Annotated in this window: 13 protein-coding genes; 4 read left to right on the top strand and 9 right to left on the bottom strand. The window is 72.9% G+C overall.

Going from position 1 to position 19,702, the window contains the following annotated elements; translation table 11 throughout:
- Nucleotides 1–15: 15 nt before the first annotated feature.
- The 3 genes from K2F47_RS15085 to K2F47_RS15075 form a co-directional block, all read right to left on the bottom strand.
- A complete protein-coding gene (locus K2F47_RS15085) occupies nucleotides 16–825 on the bottom strand; it encodes an SAM-dependent methyltransferase (protein ID WP_242903544.1) in 810 nt (269 codons plus the stop codon).
- A 121-nt stretch (nucleotides 826–946) separates the two neighbouring features.
- Entirely contained in the window at nucleotides 947–1,633 is a 687-nt protein-coding gene (locus K2F47_RS15080) for a S1 family peptidase (RefSeq protein ID WP_242903542.1), read from the bottom strand.
- Nucleotides 1,634–1,758: 125 nt separating this feature from the next.
- Entirely contained in the window at nucleotides 1,759–2,145 is a 387-nt protein-coding gene (locus K2F47_RS15075; protein WP_242903540.1) for a hypothetical protein, read from the bottom strand.
- Nucleotides 2,146–2,480: 335 nt separating this feature from the next.
- On the opposite strand from K2F47_RS15075, the gene K2F47_RS41715 reads away from it, so the two are divergent.
- Nucleotides 2,481–2,732: an alpha/beta hydrolase gene (locus K2F47_RS41715; RefSeq protein ID WP_372490851.1), complete on the top strand. Its 252-nt coding sequence runs from the start codon at nucleotides 2,481–2,483 to the stop codon at nucleotides 2,730–2,732.
- 36 nt (nucleotides 2,733–2,768) lie between these two features.
- Here the strand turns inward: K2F47_RS41715 and K2F47_RS15070 are convergent, their stop codons facing one another.
- The 3 genes from K2F47_RS15070 to K2F47_RS15060 form a co-directional block, all read right to left on the bottom strand.
- On the bottom strand, nucleotides 2,769–5,165 hold the full coding sequence (locus tag K2F47_RS15070) for a nitrate- and nitrite sensing domain-containing protein (RefSeq protein WP_242903538.1): 2,397 nt from the start codon (nucleotides 5,163–5,165) through the stop codon (nucleotides 2,769–2,771).
- Nucleotides 5,166–5,262: 97 nt separating this feature from the next.
- Complete coding sequence (locus K2F47_RS15065; RefSeq protein ID WP_242903537.1) at nucleotides 5,263–6,579, bottom strand: cytochrome P450; 1,317 nt, start codon at nucleotides 6,577–6,579, stop codon at nucleotides 5,263–5,265.
- Between the two features lie 300 nt (nucleotides 6,580–6,879).
- Nucleotides 6,880–7,701: an isoprenoid biosynthesis enzyme family protein gene (locus K2F47_RS15060; protein ID WP_242903535.1), complete on the bottom strand. Its 822-nt coding sequence runs from the start codon at nucleotides 7,699–7,701 to the stop codon at nucleotides 6,880–6,882.
- Nucleotides 7,702–7,927: 226 nt separating this feature from the next.
- Between K2F47_RS15060 and K2F47_RS15055 the strand changes: the two genes are divergently transcribed.
- Both K2F47_RS15055 and K2F47_RS15050 read left to right on the top strand, forming a co-directional pair.
- Entirely contained in the window at nucleotides 7,928–9,016 is a 1,089-nt protein-coding gene (locus K2F47_RS15055; protein WP_242903533.1) for a glycosyltransferase family 2 protein, read from the top strand.
- Nucleotides 9,017–9,049: 33 nt separating this feature from the next.
- Nucleotides 9,050–11,428, top strand: coding sequence for a beta-glucosidase (locus K2F47_RS15050; protein WP_242903531.1), 2,379 nt, complete (start codon nucleotides 9,050–9,052; stop codon nucleotides 11,426–11,428).
- 55 nt (nucleotides 11,429–11,483) lie between these two features.
- On the opposite strand, the gene K2F47_RS15045 is transcribed toward K2F47_RS15050, so the two are convergent.
- The 3 genes from K2F47_RS15045 to K2F47_RS15035 all read right to left on the bottom strand — a co-directional run bounded on the left by K2F47_RS15045 (nucleotide 11,484) and on the right by K2F47_RS15035 (nucleotide 16,345).
- Nucleotides 11,484–13,982, bottom strand: a complete 2,499-nt coding sequence (locus K2F47_RS15045; protein ID WP_242903529.1) for an ABC transporter permease — start codon at nucleotides 13,980–13,982, stop codon at nucleotides 11,484–11,486.
- Between the two features lie 4 nt (nucleotides 13,983–13,986).
- Entirely contained in the window at nucleotides 13,987–14,769 is a 783-nt protein-coding gene (locus K2F47_RS15040; protein WP_242903527.1) for an ABC transporter ATP-binding protein, read from the bottom strand.
- 349 nt (nucleotides 14,770–15,118) lie between these two features.
- Nucleotides 15,119–16,345: an MFS transporter gene (locus tag K2F47_RS15035; protein ID WP_242903525.1), complete on the bottom strand. Its 1,227-nt coding sequence runs from the start codon at nucleotides 16,343–16,345 to the stop codon at nucleotides 15,119–15,121.
- Nucleotides 16,346–16,429: 84 nt separating this feature from the next.
- Between K2F47_RS15035 and K2F47_RS15030 the strand changes: the two genes are divergently transcribed.
- Nucleotides 16,430–19,567, top strand: coding sequence for an AfsR/SARP family transcriptional regulator (locus K2F47_RS15030; RefSeq protein ID WP_242903523.1), 3,138 nt, complete (start codon nucleotides 16,430–16,432; stop codon nucleotides 19,565–19,567).
- The last annotated feature ends 135 nt before the right edge of the window (nucleotides 19,568–19,702 follow it).

Below are 19,702 nucleotides of genomic sequence, written 5' to 3'. Positions count from 1 at the left end.
GCGGGGGCGCCGGGGTCAGATGGTGGCTACGCCGCTGAAGTGGGGGACCTCCGGCTCGGTCCACGGGGACGGGTCGGGGCGCCAGCGGGAGCACGAGACCACGCCGGGCGGCAGCAGGCGGGCCGGGCCGAACAGCGACTCGATCTCCTTCGGGCCGCGGGCGCGGATGGGGGTGCCGCCGCGCTCCATCACCTCGCGGACGGCGCGCCGCATCGCCTCGCCGTCGAGTTCCTCGGTGGTGGCGTCGCAGGTGTGGGAGATCACCAGGTAGCTGCCGGGCGCCAGCCCGCCCAGCAGCTCCGCGACGAGGCCGTGGGCCTCGTCGTCGTCGAGGATGTGGTTGAGCACCCCGAGCATCATCAGCGCGACCGGGCGGTCGAGGTCCAGGGTGGCGGCGGCGCCGTCCAGCACCGCGCGGGTGTCGCGGATGTCGGCCTCGATGTAGTCGCAGGCGCCCTCCTTCGTGCTGGTCAGCAGCGCCCGCGCGTGCAGGAGGACGAGGGGGTCGTTGTCCACGTAGACGATCCGGGACCTGGGGTCGGTGCGCTGGGCGACCTCGTGGGTGTTGTCGACGGTCGGCAGCCCCGTCCCGAGGTCGAGGAACTGGCGGATGCCGTTCCCGGACAGGAAGCGCACGGCCCGTCCGAGGAAGGCCCGGTCCTGCCGGGCCGACAGGGCGATCCCCGGCACGTGCCGCAGCACGGCCTCGCCGGCCTCGCGGTCCACCGGGTAGTTCTCCTTGCCGCCCAGCCAGTAGTCCCAGATCCGCGCCGAATGCGGCACGTTCGAGTCGATCCGGGTGTTCACATTAGAGCTCTCCGACATGAAAGCCACCTCCACCGGGAGATCATTGCAGAAAGGCGATACGCGTCCTACCGAATCGATTCGAGAGGGGCCGGACGCCCGGCCGGGAGGGGAGCCGGCCGGGCGTCCTGGCGGCCGGCGGTCAGACTCCGGCCGTGGTGCGGATCCAGGCGCGACTCGGGGCCACGCTCCCATAAGTCTGCTCCGAGCGCCCGTCGGCGGTCGAGGCGACGGCGACCTGCTTGCCCTCGTAGCGCTGCGGGCCGCCGGAGTCACCGCTCCAGGCGGTACCGGTGATCTTGCTGCTACAGATCGCGGGACCGTAGCGGTGGTCGTAGCAGGTGGTGGAGGTGACCTTGACGTCGGCGCATTTGAGCTGGTCGGGGAAGGGGCCGTTGGTGCTGGTCCGGCCCCAGCCGCAGATCTGGTTGGTCGAGCCGACCGGCGGATCGGCGTCGGCGAGCTGGGAGTAGGTGGTCTGGTGGGCGGCGGCCAGATGCACCAGCGCCAGGTCGCCCTTGGGCGCGACCTGGTAGTCGCTGACGTTGATCGTGGTGGCGCGCGACCGGTAGACGCTGCCGACGTTGACCGTCAGTCCGGAGCCGACGCAGTGGGCCGCGGTCAGGACCCAGGTCGGCGCGATGATGGTGCCCGAGCAGGTGAAATTGCCGCGCACGTAGATCGAGGCGGCCCAGGGGGCGTCGGTGACGAAGTCACCGCCGATGATGGGGGCCGGGGGGCGCGGGCCGTCGGCGGCGGCGGGAACGGCGATCCCGCCGAGCAGGGCCAGCGCGGCGCCCATCAGCGCAATGGCGCGTCGGGGAGGCATGCACAGCTCCTTTGCTGGTATGCATGAGCCCCGTCAAAATAGACCAGCGGCCGACTTTCACGCCCCTTCGAGCGCGCCCTGGTTTTTCACCCGGCGTTCTCTTGCCCTAGAAGGTCGCGGCCCGGCTACATGTAGGGCGGCGCGGCGGCGGTGATGGCGCGCGCCTGCGCCACCACGTTCGCGGCCCACCCGGCCGACTGCGGGCCCGCCGGGAACTGCGCGGTGTGGTGGAAGCCGGGGCCGGTCACCGACACCGACACGAAACCGAGGTAACGCCGTTCCTTCATCAGCAGGAAGAGCAGGCCGAGCAGGCAGAACCAGACGAAGATGATGGTCAGCACGACGGCCACCACCGGAATGCCGTCGGTGACCTGGGTGGAGTCCTGGACGGTCCAGGTGGCGCCGTGCAGCGGATAGCGGCCGTACGGAAGAAGCACATGCGTGCTCGTCAGAGCCATGTCGCCGATCTGGAGCAGAACGGGTTCGACGCCGCCTTGAGAAACCGGATACATCACTCACCCCTGCCCGAACGAACCGCCAGCCACCCTGAGCGATCACCCCACCCTAGAGGGACGGGTCAGGCCGAAACAGCCCCCGACCACGACCGGCCGTTCGGCGCTGTTCCGCCACCATCCACCCTACGCGCGGGCTCCGGCCGGGCAAGGGCGCGAACAATACCGAACACTGTCCAATTGACCCCTATTTTGGGCACTTTGTCCGATCCAGGTCAGGCGCATGGACGGGGCCGATCGGCCGCGATATCGAGAACGTGCCGGACGGCCGTCGCGCCGTCGCTCCCAGCCGAATACGAGGTCCAGATGAGAATCGGCCTGGCCATCGCCGGAAAATGGCGATTCGCGCTTCCCTTCGGCGACTTCGACGACGTGCGGGAGCTGGCCGCCGCGTCGCGCCCCGCACCCGCGTCAACCCCGTCGGCTGGGCGGACTCCGTCCTGCTCACCTATGACGGCGTCGGCCACGACCTCTGTTCCATCAGCCCTTGTGTCGCCGACGCGATCGGGCGCTATCTGATGACGCCGAGCACCCCGCCGCCCGGCACCCATTGCCCGGCGGTACCTCCGAGGGGCACCGCCCGCTGAACCCGGCCGTCCACCTGAAATCGTTCGTGGCTCTTTTCAGGCGGAGCCGTTCTCCTCGGGTTCCGTTCCGGCAGAGTCGTGCGGGGCGGCGGACGGGGCCTCCTTGCCCGCCGTCTCCTCGCGGGCCTGCCGGGTGCCGCGCTGGTAGGAGCTCATGACCTTCCTGATCTCCTCCGGGGTGCGGCCCTCGGGACGCGGGTCGGCGGCGTCCTCGTCCGGCTCGGTGTTCGGGTCGTTCGACTTCAGCGCCTCGACCAGGTGCTCCTGCGGGCGGCGGACCGGGAGGCCGTTCGGGGTCTGCTCGGGCTCGGCGTCCGACGGCTCCTCGGCGGGGCCCGCGGGCTCGGGGTCGGGCGTCCGCTCAGGGGCGGGCTCCGGCGCGGCGACCAGCGTCGCGACGGGCGCGGGACGGTCCCGGTGCAGGACGGCGACGTTGCTGTCCGCCGGCATGCGCGCGGCGTCGAGGTCCGGAAGGGGCTGGACGTTCGCGGCGGCGGGCCGGGCGGGCGCGGGCGGGGTGATCGGCTCCGGCTTGGCCACGAACAGCTTGCGGGGCAGCAGGACGACGGCGGTCACACCCCCGTACGGGCTGCGCTTGAGCGTGACCGTGATGTCCTGGTTCCTGGCCCTGAGCGCGACCACGAAATGGCCCAGCCGGACGCCGCGCTGGGTGTCGAACTCGGTGGCCCGGAACTCCGTGGCGGTCTCGAAGAAGTGGTTGATCCGCTGGAGTTCCTCGTCCTCCAGGCCGAGGCCCCGGTCGTCGATCGTGACCGCGATCCCGGTGGCGGTCACCTGCGTGTCGATGTCGACCATGTGCGGGCTGAAGTTCAGCGCGTTGTCGATGAGCTCGGCGAACAGGCTGACCACGTCCTCGAAGGCGAACCCGGCCATGTACTCGTCCTCGATCTGGAGGATCCGCACCCGCTCGTAGGCCTCGACCTGCCCGACCGCGACGCGCAGCACGTCGATCAGCGGCTGGTTGTGCGGGGCGCTGACCGTGTTCTTCCCGCCCGCGAGGAAGGTCAGGTTGTTCATCAGCCGCTGCCCGCGCACGGTCAGCTGGTCGAGGCGGAACAGCTCCTTCAGGCCCTGGACGTCGATGTCGCGGCGCTTCTCCATCGCGTCGATCAGGCTCAGCTGCCGCGACAGCAGGCCGCGGCTGCGCAGCCCGAGGTCCAGCAGGATCCGCCGGTTGGCCTCCCGCAGGCTCGCCTGCGCGGCGGCTGCCTCGATCGCGGCCCGCTGCACCTGGTTGAAGGCGAGGCCGACCTGGCCGATCTCGTCGTCGCCGAACTCCAGCGGCGGCGCCTCGACCGCCACGTCCACCTTCTCGCCGGCGCCGAGCAGCGCCATCACCTTGGGCAGCCGCCGGTCGGCGAGGTCCTGGGCGGCGTCCCGCAGCCGGTACAGCTGGCTCAGCAGCTGCCGGTAGCTGGCGACCGCCAGCCAGATCGACGCGAGGACGGCGATCAGGCCGATGAGCCCGGCGCCGACGAGCTTGGCGATCACCACCTGCGCGACCGGGGTCGCGCGCTTGAGCAGCTCGTCGCCGTCGGCGTCGATCGTCTGGTCGAGCTCGGTGAGCACCGAGCGGGTCGCGGACTGCCACTGCGCCGCGGTCACGCCCGGACGGCCGTTCGGGTGCGGCTGCTGGAGGACCCGGTTCTCCAGCGTCTGGAGACCGGTGTAGGAGCCGCCGCGGCGGAGGTCGTCCAGGCGGGCGCGGTCGCCGTGCGGCAGCCGGGCGGCGGCGTCGGCCTCGGCGGCCCCGCGCACGGCCGCGGCCTGCGCGAACCCGGTGAGCTCGGGGCCCCCGAGCCGGCCCTGCGCGAGCACGCCGGCCAGGTAGGCGTCCTCGCGGGCCAGCAGCTCGCGCGCGCGGGTCAGCGCGACCAGCGCGCGGCCGTCGGCGGCGACGCCCTGGTCGTCCAGGCGGGTGTTCACGTCCATGATCAGGAACGCGCTGTCGATCGCGTCGTTGAACGGCCGCATCGCCGCGTCCCGGCTGAGGGTGCCGCGGTCGACGGCGGCGCGGACGCGCCCGAGGCCGTCGAGCCGCGCGCTGGTGACCTGGATGTACTCCTTGATCTCGCTGCCCGGCGCGCGCCGGGTGGTCCGGCGCCAGGTGTCGACGGCCTGGTCGGTGCGGCGCCGCTGCGCCGCGAGCGCGGAGGGGTCGGCGCCGAAACGTTTGCCGCCCATGTAGACCATGGTCATCCGGCGTTCGTCTTGCAGAATGTTGAGCAGCGTCTTGGTCGGACGGCCCGCATAGGTGTCGCGTTTGCCGGTCTGCAACAGGTTGATGCCGTCTTCCACGGTCACCCAGGCCGCGAAGGCCCACAACGCCGCCAGCGAGACCAGCATGACCCCGATTTTGGAGCGCAGACGGATATTGCCGGGGGCGGCGGCGGACGATCTACGCAGACGCATCGACGAGTCCTCAACGGATACGGGGGAAGGCCAGGGAGTACCCTAGCAATGGGGCTTTGGGTGCATTCGTCGATTCCGTTCATCGGTCTGGGAATCGTCAACGGCGGCGCAGAATGAGTTTCACCGGGTCGCGCGGCTGGAGGGTCAGGCTCACCTGCGGTTCGACCGGCCCCTCGACCTCGACCTCGTAGCGGCTGAGCACCGTGGCGAGGATCACCGCGGCCTCCCGCTCGAACAGGGCCTGCCCGACGCAGGCGTGCGCGCCCGCGCCGAACGGCAGGTAGGCCAGCCGGTGGCGGGCCTTGACCCGCTCGGGGGTGAAGCGCTCGGGGTCGAACTCCAGCGGCCGCTCCCACACCGAGCCCAGCCGGTGGGTCAGGTAGGGGCTGAGGACGAGCGTGGTGCCCGCCTTGACCGGGACGCCGCCGATCACGTCGTCGCGCAGGGCCATGCGGGGTACCGCCCAGCCGACCGAGTAGATCCGCAGGACCTCGTTGAGGACCATCTGCGTGTAGGTGAGGCGGCGGATGGTGTCCCGGCGCGGCGGCGCGCCGCCGAGGACCCGGTCGATCTCCTCCACGACCCGGGCGGCCACGTCCGGATACCGCGCGAGCACCACCCACACCCAGGTCAGGGCGATGGCGGAGCTCTCCGAGCCCGCGATGAACAGCGCGACGACGTCGTCGCAGACCTGCTGGTCGGTCAGCGGCGCGCCGTCGGGGCCGGTGGAGGCGAGCAGGCGGGTGACCACGTCGCCGGACTCCCCGGCCTCCCGGCGGGTGGCGGTGACGACCGGCCGCAGCAGGTCGTGGACGGCGGCGGTGGACCGCCGGTAGGCGCGGTCGCCGGGCAGCGGGACGGGCAGCGGCACGAACGGCAGCGCCATCCGCCAGAGCAGGCTGCGCATCGCGGTCGAGATCTCGACGCCGAGCCGCTCGCCGCTCTCCTTGGGCACCCGTCCCCCGAAGAACACCGGGTTGATGACCCCCTGCACGAGACGGGTCATCTCGACGCTGGAGACGATCGGGCGTCCGGCCGCCGCGCGCTCGCCCAGGTCGTCGACGCCCGCGACGATCGAGGCGACCATCTCGTCGAGCCTGTCGTTGAGGTGGCTGCCGGAGAACAGGGGCTCCAGGACGGCGCGGGACGTGGCCCACCGCGCGCCCTCGCCGCCGATGCCGTTCCCGGCCAGTCTGCTGAGCGCGCTCCACATCGCCGCGCCCCGCACGTAGTTGCCCTTGTTGGTGCGCAGGATCTGCTTCAGGTCGTCGGGGTGGGAGACGAGGTAGGGCCGGAACGGTCCCAGATCGAGCCGGACGAGGGAGCCGGGCGCCTCGTCCGAGACGCGGTTCAGCAGGGCGAGCGGGCCGCCCCGCCGCAGGTCGCCCAGCAACCGGTACAGCGGCACCGTCATGGGCGGACGCGGAGCCCCGGATCCGGCGGCGGTGGATCCGGTGTCGCTACGGGGGCCGATGGCGGTCGACATGGGTGAGCCTCCCAGGGGTGCGGGGGTCGCTGGGTCTGCGGGGCCGGTTGACCGAATCGCCTAGCGGGTAGCCCCATCGAATGCGAAATGCTTCAACAGAGCTGGACAAACCACAGAAAAGTATGCCTTAACGGTCTTTTCCGAACAGGTCACCTAACAGTTAGGTTCCTGCAACGCCCAAGCCAGACCGCACCGCGAAAACCAGGTGGCCCAGCCGCTCCGTCCGCCTCAGAGCTGCCCCCAGTAGTCCTGGCCCCGCGAGTAGAAGCCGTCGCTGTAGTCGAACTGCCGGAGCAGGTACGCGGCGGCCCGCGGGCAGGGCGCGCGCAGGGGCTCCACCATCGCGCGCGCCCGCGCGGCCAACTCGTCGATCTGAGAGCGCACCCACGCGGGTTCCGCGCCGAGCGTCAGCGCGTTGAGGTCGCCCCAGTCGGCCTCCCGGTCGCGGGTGGCGAGGTCGTTGAGCAGGCGCAGCGCGGTCTGCACCACCCGGCTCGCGGCGCGCAGTTCCGCCAGGTGCTCCAGCTCGCCGGGGTCGCCGAGCGCGATCCAGTGGGCGGTGTTGACCCAGGTCGAACCGAAGTTGTCGGAGTTGGCGAGGTAGTCGTCCAGCGAGACCTGGAAGCCCGGCACCGGGCGCCGCGGCGCTCCGCGAACCAGGCCGAGCAGTTCCTTCCAGCGGAACTCGTGGGACATCGCCAGGAGCATCCGGTCGCGTTCCTCGCGCCACACCGGCTCCAGGTCGGCGAACGCCGGGGCGGCGGCGAGGTCGGCGCGCAGTTCGGCCAGGAAGCGGGTCAGGTCGTCGTCGCCGCCGTCCGCGTCGCCGCCGTCCGCGAAGCAGCGGGTGACGATGCCGGTGACCTCGTCGCCGGTGACGGCCCGGTGGTCGATCAGGTAGTCGACCCCGAAGATCCACAGCGAGGTCCGGGCGGCGGGACGCAGCTCCGCCGCGCTGTGCTCGGGGGCGCCGGCGGCGATCGCCCCGGCCAGCCGGCCGGGCACCGCCGCCATCGGCGGCGCCGAGAAAAGGTCGGGATAGGTCTTCACGCACCGCTGCAAGTCCGCCTGTATTTCCTGCGCAAGGCTCGAATGACGCGGGCTGCTCTCCACCGGACTCCCTCGGGGTAAAGGCCACGGGAAGTATCGCACGGAACGGTTCGGCGGGCCGGGCCGGTACCCGGCGCGGACAGGCGCCCCCGCCATGCCCAGGCGGCCCCCCGATGACGGCGGGGTTTATAGGTGATGTATAGAGGCGGCTGCCAGCGTGCTCCGAATGATGGGTGAAGAGGCTCCCCCGGCGCGGATCGATGTGATCTGCCCCGCCTACAACAGATCGGGCGCCATTCGGGAGACGATCGACAGCGTCCTGGCGCAGACGGTCGGCGAGTGGCGGCTGACCGTCGTCTCCGACGGGTCCACCGACGACACCGACGAGGTCGTCCGCTCCTATTCCGATCCGCGCGTGCGGCTCGTCCGCGCCGAGCACCACGGGGCGCCCGGCGGGCCGCGCAACATCGGGCTCGCGGCGGCGGAGGCGCCCTACGTCGCCTATCTCGACAGCGACGACCGGTGGCTTCCCGGGCATCTGGAGGGCCTGCTCCGGCATCTGGAGGCGGGCGCGCGGCTCGTGGTCATGGGGAGCATCGCGGTCGACGCGGACGGCGCGGAGGTGACCCGCTCCGACCTGCTCAACCGCGTGTGGCATCCGCAGCTCCAGCTCGTCTGGCCGCTGTACGAGCCGACGCGGGTCGGGCACGTGCGCGGGCTGGTCGAGGACGCGGGCGGGTGGCCCACCGGGGTCACGGGCATGGAGGACTGGGACCTGTGGCTGCGGCTCGCCGACCGCGGGGAGAACTTCACCGTCGCGTCCGAGCACACGGCCGTGATGCGGTTGAACCCCGGGTCGCGGCGGCACACCACCGCCATCTCCGACCACATCCCGCTCGGCGCCGTCGCGACGGAGGACGACGCGAAGGCCGTCCTGGAAGAGGTCTTCTCCGACGCCAGCCAGGACAGGCTGCGGCAGTCCTGGGCCGAGATGACCGTGGGCTGGTACCGGTCGATGGCCGCGTCGGACCGGCTCCGGAAGGCCGACGACGTCGACATGGAGCAGGTCTACGAGCAGCTGAGGTGGTACGCCCTCAACGGCCGCGACCAGCGCATGCTCGGGGACCTGCACTACGTCGAGGACGGCGGCGAGTTCGTGCTCGTGCGCCCGCTGCGGTGCGTCGACGCCGCCCACGCGGAGCGGCTGCGCGCGTTCCTCTGGGAGGGCGACAACGCCCGGATTTCGGTCGTGCACGAGGCAGTCCGCCGGCGCGGCGGCAGGGCCATCGCGTCGGACGCCGAGCGAACCAGATAGCACCCGAGAAGAACGAATACGGGAGACCCCGACATGCGGAACGACGAGACGGAGCTGCGGGCGCGTGTCGCCGGGCTCCCGCTGGAACGGAAGGTCGAGGCCCTCACCGGCATCGACTACTGGCGGCTGCCCGCCATTCCCGAGGCCGGGCTGGAGACCGTCGTCATGTGCGACGGCCCCGCCGGGGTGTTCGGCACGACCTACGACGAACGCGACCCGAGCCTGCTGTTCCCCAACCCGACCGCGCTGAGCGCCACCTGGGACCCGGGGCTGACCGGCCTCGCCGGACGGCTGATGGGCGCGCAGGCGCGGGCCAAGGGCGCGCACGTGCTGCTCGCCCCCGTCCTGAACCTGCACCGGACGCCGATCGGCGGCCGCAACTTCGAGAGCTTCTCCGAGGACCCGCTGCTCACCGCGCGGATGGCGGCCGGGTTCGTGACCGGCATCCAGTCGGCGGGCGTCGCCGCCGCCGTCAAGCACTTCGTGTGCAACGACTCCGAGACCGAGCGGCTCAAGTACGACGTCCGGATCGGGGAGCGGCTGCTGCGCGAGGTGTACCTGCGCCCGTTCGAGGCGGTGGTCGAGGCGGGCGCGTGGATGATCATGGCCTCGTACAACCGGGTCAACGGCACGATGATGACCGAGAACGAGCGGCTGCTCAGCGGCGTGCTGAAGGACGAGTGGGGCTTCGACGGCGTCGTGGTCTCCGACTGGACGGCGACCCGCACCACCGAGGCGAGCGCGAACGCCGGGCTCGACCTGATCATGCCGGGGCCGAACAACAAGTGGGGCCCCAAGCTGGTGGCGGCCGTGCGCGCCGGAGACGTCCCCGAGTCGGCGGTGGACGACAAGGTGACGCGGCTGCTGCGGCTGGCCGCGCGCGTCGGCGCGTTGAAGGACGGCCCGGAGCTCGCCCCCGCGCCGCTCCCCTCCGACTACCGGGACCAGCTGCGGATGCTCGCCGCGCGGGCCTGCGTCCTGCTCCGCAACGACGGGGTGCTGCCGCTGGCGTCCCCGGAGTCGGTCGCGCTCATCGGCCCCAACGCCGTGTCGCTCACGGCGCAGGGGCGCGGCAGCTCGCTCATCCACCCCGAGCACGTCGTGGCGCCCTACGACGGGCTGCGGCGCGCGCTCGGCCCGGACACCGAGGTCACCCTGCACCAGGGGTGCCGTCCGCGGCGGCTGCTGGAGGTGCTGCCGGTCGAGGAGTGCCGCGATCCCGAGACCGGCGAGCCGGGGCTGCGGCTCGACTACCTCGACGCGACCGGCGGGCTCGTCGGCTCGGAGAACCGCGGGTCGGCGCGGCTCGTCTACGCGGGGACGCTGACGGCGGAGACGACCGAGATCCGGGCGCGGGGCGTGCTGACCCCCGCCGAGTCCGGGACGCACATGTTCTCCGTGTGCGGCGTCGGCGTCTACACGCTGAAGGTCGGCGACACCTCGGAGACGTTCACGCTGAAGCCCGCGGGCGACTACCTCGACACGATGACGCGCCCGCCCGAGCACCGCGTGGCGGTGGAGCTGACGGCGGGCGTGCCGGTGGCGGTCGAGATGCGGCACGTCCGCGACGAGCTGTTCGTCCAGCTCGGCATCGCCGCGTTCGGGCTCGGGTACGGCGCGCCGCACCCGGACGAGGACGCGGAGATCGAGGCGGCGGTCGCGGCGGCCCGGCGGGCGGAGGTCGCGGTCGTCATGGTCGGGACCGACGACGAGGGCGAGGCCGAGGGCCGCGACCGGGCGGGCCTCGCGCTCCAGGGCCGCCAGGACGAGCTGGTCCGGCGGGTCGCCGCGGCCAACCCGCGGACGGTCGTCGTCGTCAACGCCAGCGGCCCGATGCTGCTGCCGTGGCGGGACGAGGTCGCGGCGGTCCTGTGGTCGTGGTTCCCGGGGCAGGAGGGCGGCGACGCGATCGCGGACGTGCTCGCGGGCGCGCGGGAGCCGTCCGGGCGGCTGCCGACCACGCTGCCCGCGTCCGAGGCGGACGTCCCGATCTTCGACGTGATGCCGGTCGACGGCGTCCTGCGCTACGACGAGACGGCGGTCGGGTACCGCGCCTACGCGCAGGACGGTGTCGCGTTCCCGTTCGGGCACGGCCTCGGGTACGGGCGGTGGGAGTACGAGTCCGCCGCCGTCAAGGGCGACACCGTGGCCGTGACCCTGCGCAACACCGCCGAGCGGGACGCCCTGGAAGTCGTCCAGGTGTATGCGGAGGGGCCCCGGCTCGCCGGTTTCGCGACGGTGCGCGCCGCCGCCGGGGAGCGGGTCACGGTCGAGGTGCCGCTGGACCGGCGGACGTTCCAGGACTACGACACCGACCTCCCCGGCTGGCGCACGCGGCCCGGCCCGCACACGGTTCGAATCGGCAGGTCGAGCGCCGACCTGCGCCTCGACGTCGAGTACGACCCGAGCTGACGCACACCAACGGCCCCGCCACATGTGGCGGGGCCGTTGGTCTGTTCACTCGGGCTCACTCGGAAGCGAGCGACTCCACGATCGACGCCTTGGACGCGCGGCGCGCCGGGAGGACGGCGGCCAGCATCCCGGCCGCGCCCGCCAGCACGACGAAGCCGATGATCTGGAGGACGGGGACGGCGAAGATGGCGCTCTTGGCCATCGCGTTGGTCGCGGCCCAGCCGAGCGTCATGCCGAAGCCGACCCCGGTGAGCGCGCCGATCACGCCCATCACCAGCGCCTCGACCGACAGCATGCGGCGGAGCTGGCGCTTGGTGATGCCGAGGGCGCGCAGCAGCGCGGACTCGCGGGTCCGCTCCACGACCGAGAGCGTCAGCGTGTTCGCGATCCCGAACAGGGCGATGATGATCGCCAGCCCGAGCATCCCCGCGAAGATCATCAGAACCATGTCGATGATCTTCGTCAGCTCCTTCTTGACCTCCACGACCGAGCGCACCTTCACGGTCGCGTAGGGCCCCGAGGCCTGCTCGACGGCCGAACGGGCGTCGGCGGCGGCGACGCCCTCCTTGGCGTTGACGTAGATCTCCGTCGGGTCCACGGCGCCGAACTGGCGGCCGAAGTCGGGCTCGGTCATCAGGATCGAGGGCGCCGGGGCGTCCCCGCCGAAGACGCCGGTGACCCGCGCCGGGACCACGCCGCGCCGCGTCTTGATCTTGATGGTGGCGCCCGGGCCGTAGCCGCGGGACTTGGCGACGTCGCTGTTCACCGCGACCGTCCCCGGCTTCAGGTCGGCGAGCGCGCCCTTGGAGAAGTCGAGCTTGATGATCGTGCCGAGCGACGCGGCGTTGAGCGTGCCGACCTCCTCGGGCTTGCCGTCCACGTCCGTCTGCCGGACGCGCATCTCGCCGACCTCGCCCACCTGCGGCACCCCGCGCAACGCCGCCGCCAGCTCGTGCGGGATCGTGCGGGCCGTCTCGGCGTCGGAGAACTGCGCCTCCAGCTGGAAGTCGACGGGGAACTCCTTGTCGAGCTGCGCGGACGTGCTGGCCTTGGCGCTGGCGGCGATCACCGCGAACAGGCTCATCAGGCCGATGCCGATCGTCAGCGCGATCGTCGTGGTGGCGGTGCGGCGCGGCGAGCGGCGCGCGTTCTCGACCGCGAGCCGTCCGGGCACCCCGCCGATCCGCGCGGGGATCGCGCCCACCAGCCATCCCAGCGGACGGACGAACGCGGGCATCATCGCAATGATCGCGAGGAAGACCAGCAGTCCCGCGATGCCCACCATCGAGATCGCGGACCCGCCCTTGTCCATGACCATCGAGCCGTGCACGCCGAGGCCGAGGCCCGCCACGCCGAGCACACCCGCCACGGTCGCGCGCGGCCAGGCGAGCCGGAACCGCCCGCCGCCCGGCTCGTGGTCGGTGCGCAGCGCGGCGATCGGCGCGACCCGGGTCGCGGCGCGGGCGGGCAGCAGCGCCGACACGACGGTCACGATGACGCCGACCAGCAGGCCGATCACGATCGTGCGCGGGGACAGCCCGAACCCGGCGGCGGCGATCTCGGCGCCCATCGCGTTGAACACCGCGATCGACCCGTGCCCGAGGCCGAGCCCCGCGACGACGCCGAACACCGACCCGGCGAGGCCCACCGCCGCCGACTCGGCGACGACGCTGCCGAACACCTGCTTGCGGCTGGCGCCGACGCAGCGCAGCAGCGCCATCTCCCGCGTCCGCTGGGCGATCAGGATCGAGAACGTGTTGTAGATGACCAGCGCGGACACCAGCATCGAGATCAGCCCGAAGATCAGCAGCCCGATCCGGATGATCTCGGTGTCGCCGCCGACCTCGGCGACGAGCCGGTCGCCGAGCTCCTTGCCGGTCAGGACGTCGAACGAGCCGCCGACCGCGCCCGCGACCGCCGCCTTGTCCCCGCCCAGGACGTCGATCTCCTTGAGCGTCCGCATCCCGGTCATGCGCAGCGTGGTCGGGGTGTCGAAGCCGACCGCGCCGTTCATCGCCGTGCCCGACGCGACGCCGAAGTCGACGACCCCGACCATCGTGAACCGGTGCGGACGCTCGCGCTTGTCCAGGATCGTGATGCTCTGGCCGAGCTTGAACTTCTGCGACGCGGCCGTGCCGTCGTCGACGACGGCCTCGGACGGCCCGCGCGGCGCCCGGCCCTGCTTGATCTCGTACCGCTGGAGGGTGCCGTTCGACACCGACAGCCCGGCGGTGGGGCTGTCGCCGACGACCTTGCCGTCGGCGCCGACCAGCGCGGCCTCGCCCTGCACCATCGCGTGCGCCTCTTTGACGCCGGGCACCGCGCGGACCCGGGCCAGCAGCGCGGCGGGCAGCTCGGGCCCCGGCTTCTTCGGCAGCACCGCCACGTCCACCCGGTCGGCGGACGCGGCGAACTGCTCGTCGATGCCCTTCTCCACCGTGTCGGTCAGCACGAACGTCCCGGAGATGAACCCGACGCCGAGCGTGATCGCCACCCCGGTCAGCACGAGGCGAAGCTTGTGGGCGAGCAGGCCCGCGAGCACCGTCTTCAGCATCGGCTCAGGCCCCCAGGCGCTTGAGCGTGTCGAGCACGGCGTCGGGGGTGGGGCGCGTCAACTCGGTGACGACCATCCCGTCCCGCAGGAACACCACGCGGTCGGCGTAGGACGCGGCGACCGGGTCGTGGGTGACCATCACGATCGTCTGCCCCATCTCCCGGACGGAGGAGCGCAGGAAGCCCAGCACCTCCGCGCCCGCGCGCGAGTCGAGGTTGCCGGTGGGCTCGTCGGCGAAGATGACCTCGGGCTGGGCGACGAGCGCGCGGGCGCACGCGACCCGCTGCTGCTGGCCGCCCGACAGCTCGCTCGGCCGGTGGTTCAGCCGGTCGCGCAGGCCGACGACGCCGACGACCTGGTCGAACCAGCGCTGGTCGAGCGTGCGCCCGGCGAGCTCCAGAGGAAGTTTGATGTTCTGCTCGGCGGTCAGCGTCGGCAGCAGGTTGAACGCCTGGAAGATGAAGCCGATCCGGTTGCGGCGCAGCAGCGTCAGCTGCTTGTCGCTCATGCGGGTGATCTCGGAGTCGCCGAGCCGGACCTGCCCGCCGCTGACGGTGTCGAGCCCCGCCAGGCAGTGCATCAGCGTGGACTTGCCCGAGCCCGACGGGCCCATGATCGCGGTGAAGACGCCCTTGGCGAAGCCGACGCTGACCCCGCGCAGCGCGTGCACGGCCGCGTCGCCCGAGCCGTACACCTTCGACACCTCGGTCGCGACCACGGCCGGCGGCGCGGGCGGCGCGGCGGCGGGGGGATGTCCGCCGGGCGGGCTGGCATACGCGCTGGTCACGGTGGCTCCTTCGGCGAGGGGACTGCTCCTTACGACGACGCTAGGTATCCGCGCCGTCCCGGGCATCCACCGTACGGCTATTGATTCCCTCGTCAACGCGGCGGACAAAACACGCCCGGATACGACCCGAGAGGTACCGGAAAATCATTCCCGCGGAGTATTGAATTCGCCCCGGCGAACCTATATATGGGCCATTCAGAATGCCCGTCGCCCCGCTCCGCGAATCACCGCGACTCACCAGTGAATATAGCACCAGTATAGCGTCAGCGTTTTTCCGCGTGCTTCCCTTGTTCTTCGGCGGAGGTAAAGCACGCTCACAGAGGGAAAGGCGGTGCGGGCGATGGCGGGATCAGGACGTCGCGAGCCGCGCCCGCCGCTGGGCCGGGCCGGGCGCGAGCCGTCCGGCGAAGGCCGCGACCACGACGAGGGCCACCGCGGCGACCGCGTACCCGGCGCGGTAGCCCGACAGCGGATGCACGGCCGCGACCATCGCCGCGCCGCACACGAACCCGATGTAGTTGAAGACGCCGACCCGGGCCACGGCGACGCCCCGGCCGCCGGGGTCGTGCCGTCCGGCGGCGGCGTAGGCGCTCGGCGCCATCGAGCAGAGCCCGAGCCCGGCCAGCGCGAAACCGCCGATGGCGACCGCCGGGCCGGGTGCGGCGGCGACGGCGACGAGGCCCGCCGTCGTGACGAGCGCGCCCGCGCGGACCAGCCGCGGCGCGCCCCAGCGGCCGATCGCGCGGTCGGCGAGGCAGCGGCCGAGGACGGTGGTGAGCGCGAACGCCGCGATCGCCAGCGGCGCGACGGCGGCGGAGCTGTGCAGCCCGTCCCTGACGTACTTCACCGCGAAGCCGGTGACCGCGCCCTCGGCCACGTACGCGCAGGCCAGCACGCCCCCGATGGCCAGGAGCGGACGCCAGGGCACCGCGGGGCAACCGGGCTTGTCCACCTCCGGCTCCGCCGCGCCGGTCTCGGCGGGGAGCCGGCAGCGGAGCGTGACGAGCGCGACCAGCAGCCCGAGCACGGCGGGCGGCGCGAACCCGGCGGGCAGCGAGACGCCGGTGCCGTTGGCCAGCGAGATCCACAGCGATCCCGCGATGCCCATCGCGCTCCACACCGCGAAGAAGCCGTTGACCACGCTCCGCCCGGCGCGCGCCTGGACGGCGACGGCCTGCGCGTTCATCGCCGCGTCCAGCGCGCCGACCGCCAGCGCGAGCACGACCAGCGTCGCGATCAGCGCGGGGACGCCGTGGACCAGGCCGAGCACCAGCACGGACGCGTGGAACAGCACCTGCGCGGTCCGCAGCAGCGGGCCGGGGCCGACGCCCGCCGCCACCCGCGCGGCGAGCAGGGCCCCGGCGATCGCCACGACCGGCACGCACGCCACGAGGAGGTTGATGGCATCGTCGCTCAGCCCGTGCGCTAGCTGGAGCTCCGGAGCGCGGGAGGTCACCGCGGCGAACGACAGCCCTTCCGCCGCATAGATCGCATAGACCGCGAAAACCCCGCTCCGGTCGGAACGGACGGCCCCTGAGGTCGTTTCCCCCGTGGCCGCAACCCCGAAATCGGACATCGCGCCATGCTATACAGGGACAGATCCGCGACAGCGCTGGAACGCGGCCGTCGGTGTGTAAAGACACGGGTTGGCATGCCAGAGGTGACACCCGATGAAGCTCCCCCTGACACGACGACTGACACGACCACTGATACAACCCCCGACCTCCTCGCCAGGACCGTCCGCTTCGAGGTCCTCGGCCCGCTGCGCATCGAGGCGCGCGGCGCCCCGGTGCCGCCGCCGCGCTCACCGATCCTGCGGGGGCTGCTCGGCGCGCTGCTGATCGCCGGCGACCGGCCGCTGAGCACGGCCCGGCTGATGGACCTCGTCTGGGACGACCGGGCCGAGCGCGTCGGCCCGGGCGCGGTGCAGGTGGCGGTGTCCCGGCTGCGGCGCTGGCTCGGCCGGTTCGGGCCGTCCACCGAGACCACCTGGACGCTGACCAACGACGGCGTCGGCTACCACCTCCGCCTGCCCGAGGGCGCGGTCGACCTCGGCCGGTTCCGCGCGTCGGTGCGGCGCGCGACCAAGGCGCGGCAGGTGCTGGAGCGGCTCCGGTCGCTGGAGTCGGCGCTCGCGCCCTGGCGCGGGCCCGTGCTCGCCGACCTCGCCGCCGCCGACCTCGCCGACCCGCTGTTCCGGTCGGTGGACGACGAGGTGCAGTCGGCGGCGATGGAGCTGGCGGGGCTCGCGCTCGCGGCGGGACGTCCCGGCACGGCGATCGGGCGGCTCACCGCACTGGCCGAGGCGTACCCCCTGCACGAGGGCCTCGCCGGACGGCTGCTGGAGCTGCTGACCCACGACGGGCGCGCCGCCGAGGCGCTCAGCCGCTACGGCGTCTTCCGCGACCGGGTCGTGGAGGAGCTCGGCGTGGAGCCGGGCGAGCGCGTCCACCGGGTGTACCTGTCGGCGCTGAGCCGCGACGGGCGGGGCGCCGAGCCGCCGCGCCCGCGCGAGCCCGCCGAGGACGAGCGCGCGCCCACGATCCCCGTACCTGCGCAGCTGCCGCCGCCGGTGCCCGACTTCGTCGGACGCGAGGAGCAGGTGGCGGAGCTGTCGCGGGCCCTCGCCCGCCGCCGCACGCCGTCGGTGATAGTCATCACCGGCATGGGCGGGGTCGGCAAGTCGACGCTCGCGCTGCACGTCGCGCAGACGCAGTCGGCGACGTTCCCCGACGGCACCCTGTACGCGCGGATGCGCGCGCCCGACGGCGGGCACGCGGACGTCGGCCGCGTCCTGGAGGGCTTCCTGCGGGCGCTCGGCATCGCGGGGCGCGACATCCCGCCGTCCGAGGAGCACCGCGAGGCGCTGTACCGGAGCCTGCTCGCGAGCCGCCGCGTGCTGGTCGTGCTCGACGACGCGCTCTCGGAGCGGGACGTGCGCCCGCTGCTGCCGAGCTCCAGCGGCTCGGCGGCGATCGTGACCAGCCGGGTCCCCCTGACGGGGCTGGAGGGCGCCGCGTCCGCCGACCTGGACGCCTTCACCTCCGAGCAGGCCGTGCGGCTGCTCGGCCGGATCATCGGACCCGCCCGGCTCGCCGCCGAGCCCGAGGCGGCGGCCGAGATCGTGCGGCTGTGCGCCTACACGCCGCTCGCCGTCCGCATCGCGGGCGCGCGGCTGACGGGACGGCGGCACTGGCGGCTGGAGCAGCTCGCCGCCACGCTGCGCGACGAGCGCCGCAGGCTCGACGAGCTGAGCACCGGCGACCTCGCGGTGCGGGCGTGCTTCGAGCTGAGCTACGCGCGGCTGCCCGCCGCGACGCGGCGGCTGTTCCGGTTGCTGGCGCTGCTGGACGCGCCGGACTTCGCCGACTGGATCGCGGCGGCGGTGCTGGAGGTGCCGTTCGAGACCGGCCGCGACCACCTGGAGGCGCTGGTCGACGCGCAGCTGCTCACGGTCGCGGGCGTCGACGAGACGGGCGCGCCGCGCTTCCGCTACCACGACCTCGTCCGGCTGTACGCGCGCGAGCTGGCCGCGAACGAGGAGGACGGCGAGACCCGCGCGGCGGCCGTCCGGCGCGCGCTCGGGGCGTGGCTGTGGCTGACCGAGCGCGCCGCCGAGCACGTGCCGGGCCCCTGCTACGCGCTGATCCACGGGACCGCGACGCGGGTGCCGCTGCCCGAGCGGGTGGCCGAGCGGCTGCTGGCCGACCCGATGGCCTGGTTCGACGCCGAGCGGGACGCGCTGTCGGCCGGGGTCCTCCAGGCGTGCGACCTCGGCCTGGACGAGCTGGCCTGGGACCTCGCCGCGTCCCAGGAGAAGTACCTCGACATCAAGGGCATGGCGTCCAGCTGGCAGCTGATGCACGAGCGCGCCACGCGGCTGTGCCGCGCGTCGGGCAACGTGCTCGGCGAGGCGGTGCTGGCGCGCGGGCTGATCGAGGTGACGACCTGGCTCGCGACCGACCGTCCGGGCGAGGCGATGGTCAACCTGTACGAGGGGGCGGGCGAGCTGCTCCGGCTGTTCGAGGCGGCGGGCGAGCGGCGCGGGATGTCGGACGCGCTGGTCATGCGCGGCTGGGGCCTCGCGGCGATGGGCGAGCCCGAGCGGGCGATGGAGTCGGCGCGGCGGGCGCTGGAGCTGGCCCGGGAGACCGACCACCTCGGCGGCGAGGCGCGCGCCCACCACCTGATGGGCCTCGCCTACGGCGAGCGCCACGCGGACGCGGCCGCCGCCGAGCTGAAGCGCAGCCTGGAGCTGGCCCGGCTGCTCGACAACCCCCGGGTCGAGGCGACCGCGATGCAGTTCCTCGGCGTCGCGCAGTGCCTCACCGGGCGGGTCGGCGAGGGCCACGACCTGCTGGTGCGCTCGCTGGACCTCTGCCACGCCCTCCAGGACCGCTACGCCGAGGCGTTCTCGCTGCTGTACCTCGGAAAGCTGTACGCGGCGATGGACGACCCCCGGGTGCGTCCCGCCATCGGCACGGTCATCTCGATCAGCCGCCGGTACAGGATGAACCACCATCTCGCCGACGCGCTGAAGGTGCTGGGCGAGCTGGAGCTGGCGGCGGGCCGTCCGGCGGAGGCCGTGGACGCGCTGGAGGAGTCGGTGCGGCTGTGGCGGGCGCGCGGCTGGCAGGCGTTCCTCGCCGAGGCGCTGACCGCCCTCGGCCACGCCTACCGGGGCACCGGCGCGGACGACGCGGCGGCCAAGGTGTGGCGCGAGGCGCTCGGCATGTTCGAGCGGCTGGCGGACGCCGACGCCGCCGAGAACGTGAAGTCCCTGCTCGGTGAGGGGTGACCGGATGCTGAGGCGACACGGAGGCGGTGCGCGGGCGGGTGGTAAGCGATCTGTAAGGGACGACCGCAACACTTGATGTGTGCCCTCCGCCAGAGTCGTCACCGGGCCGTCGCCATCGTGCTCCCCGCGACGCGC

It is taken from the genome of Actinomadura terrae (assembly GCF_022751215.1).
Lineage (GTDB): Bacteria > Actinomycetota > Actinomycetes > Streptosporangiales > Streptosporangiaceae > Spirillospora > Spirillospora terrae.
This window is presented reverse-complemented; position numbering and strand designations above follow the sequence as displayed.

Excerpts from the sequence above, each read along its gene's own strand:
- K2F47_RS15045 (WP_242903529.1), bottom strand. The coding sequence starts at position 13,982 with ATGCTGAAGACGGTGCTCGCGGGCCTGCTCGCCCACAAGCTTCGCCTC.
- K2F47_RS15080 (WP_242903542.1), bottom strand. The coding sequence starts at position 1,633 with ATGCCTCCCCGACGCGCCATTGCGCTGATGGGCGCCGCGCTGGCCCTG.
- K2F47_RS15035 (WP_242903525.1), bottom strand. The coding sequence starts at position 16,345 with ATGTCCGATTTCGGGGTTGCGGCCACGGGGGAAACGACCTCAGGGGCC.
- K2F47_RS15075 (WP_242903540.1), bottom strand. The coding sequence starts at position 2,145 with ATGTATCCGGTTTCTCAAGGCGGCGTCGAACCCGTTCTGCTCCAGATC.
- K2F47_RS15055 (WP_242903533.1), top strand. The coding sequence starts at position 7,928 with ATGATGGGTGAAGAGGCTCCCCCGGCGCGGATCGATGTGATCTGCCCC.
- K2F47_RS15065 (WP_242903537.1), bottom strand. The coding sequence starts at position 6,579 with ATGACGGTGCCGCTGTACCGGTTGCTGGGCGACCTGCGGCGGGGCGGC.
- K2F47_RS15085 (WP_242903544.1), bottom strand. The coding sequence starts at position 825 with ATGTCGGAGAGCTCTAATGTGAACACCCGGATCGACTCGAACGTGCCG.
- K2F47_RS15050 (WP_242903531.1), top strand. The coding sequence starts at position 9,050 with ATGCGGAACGACGAGACGGAGCTGCGGGCGCGTGTCGCCGGGCTCCCG.
- K2F47_RS15070 (WP_242903538.1), bottom strand. The coding sequence starts at position 5,165 with ATGCGTCTGCGTAGATCGTCCGCCGCCGCCCCCGGCAATATCCGTCTG.
- K2F47_RS41715 (WP_372490851.1), top strand. The coding sequence starts at position 2,481 with ATGGCGATTCGCGCTTCCCTTCGGCGACTTCGACGACGTGCGGGAGCT.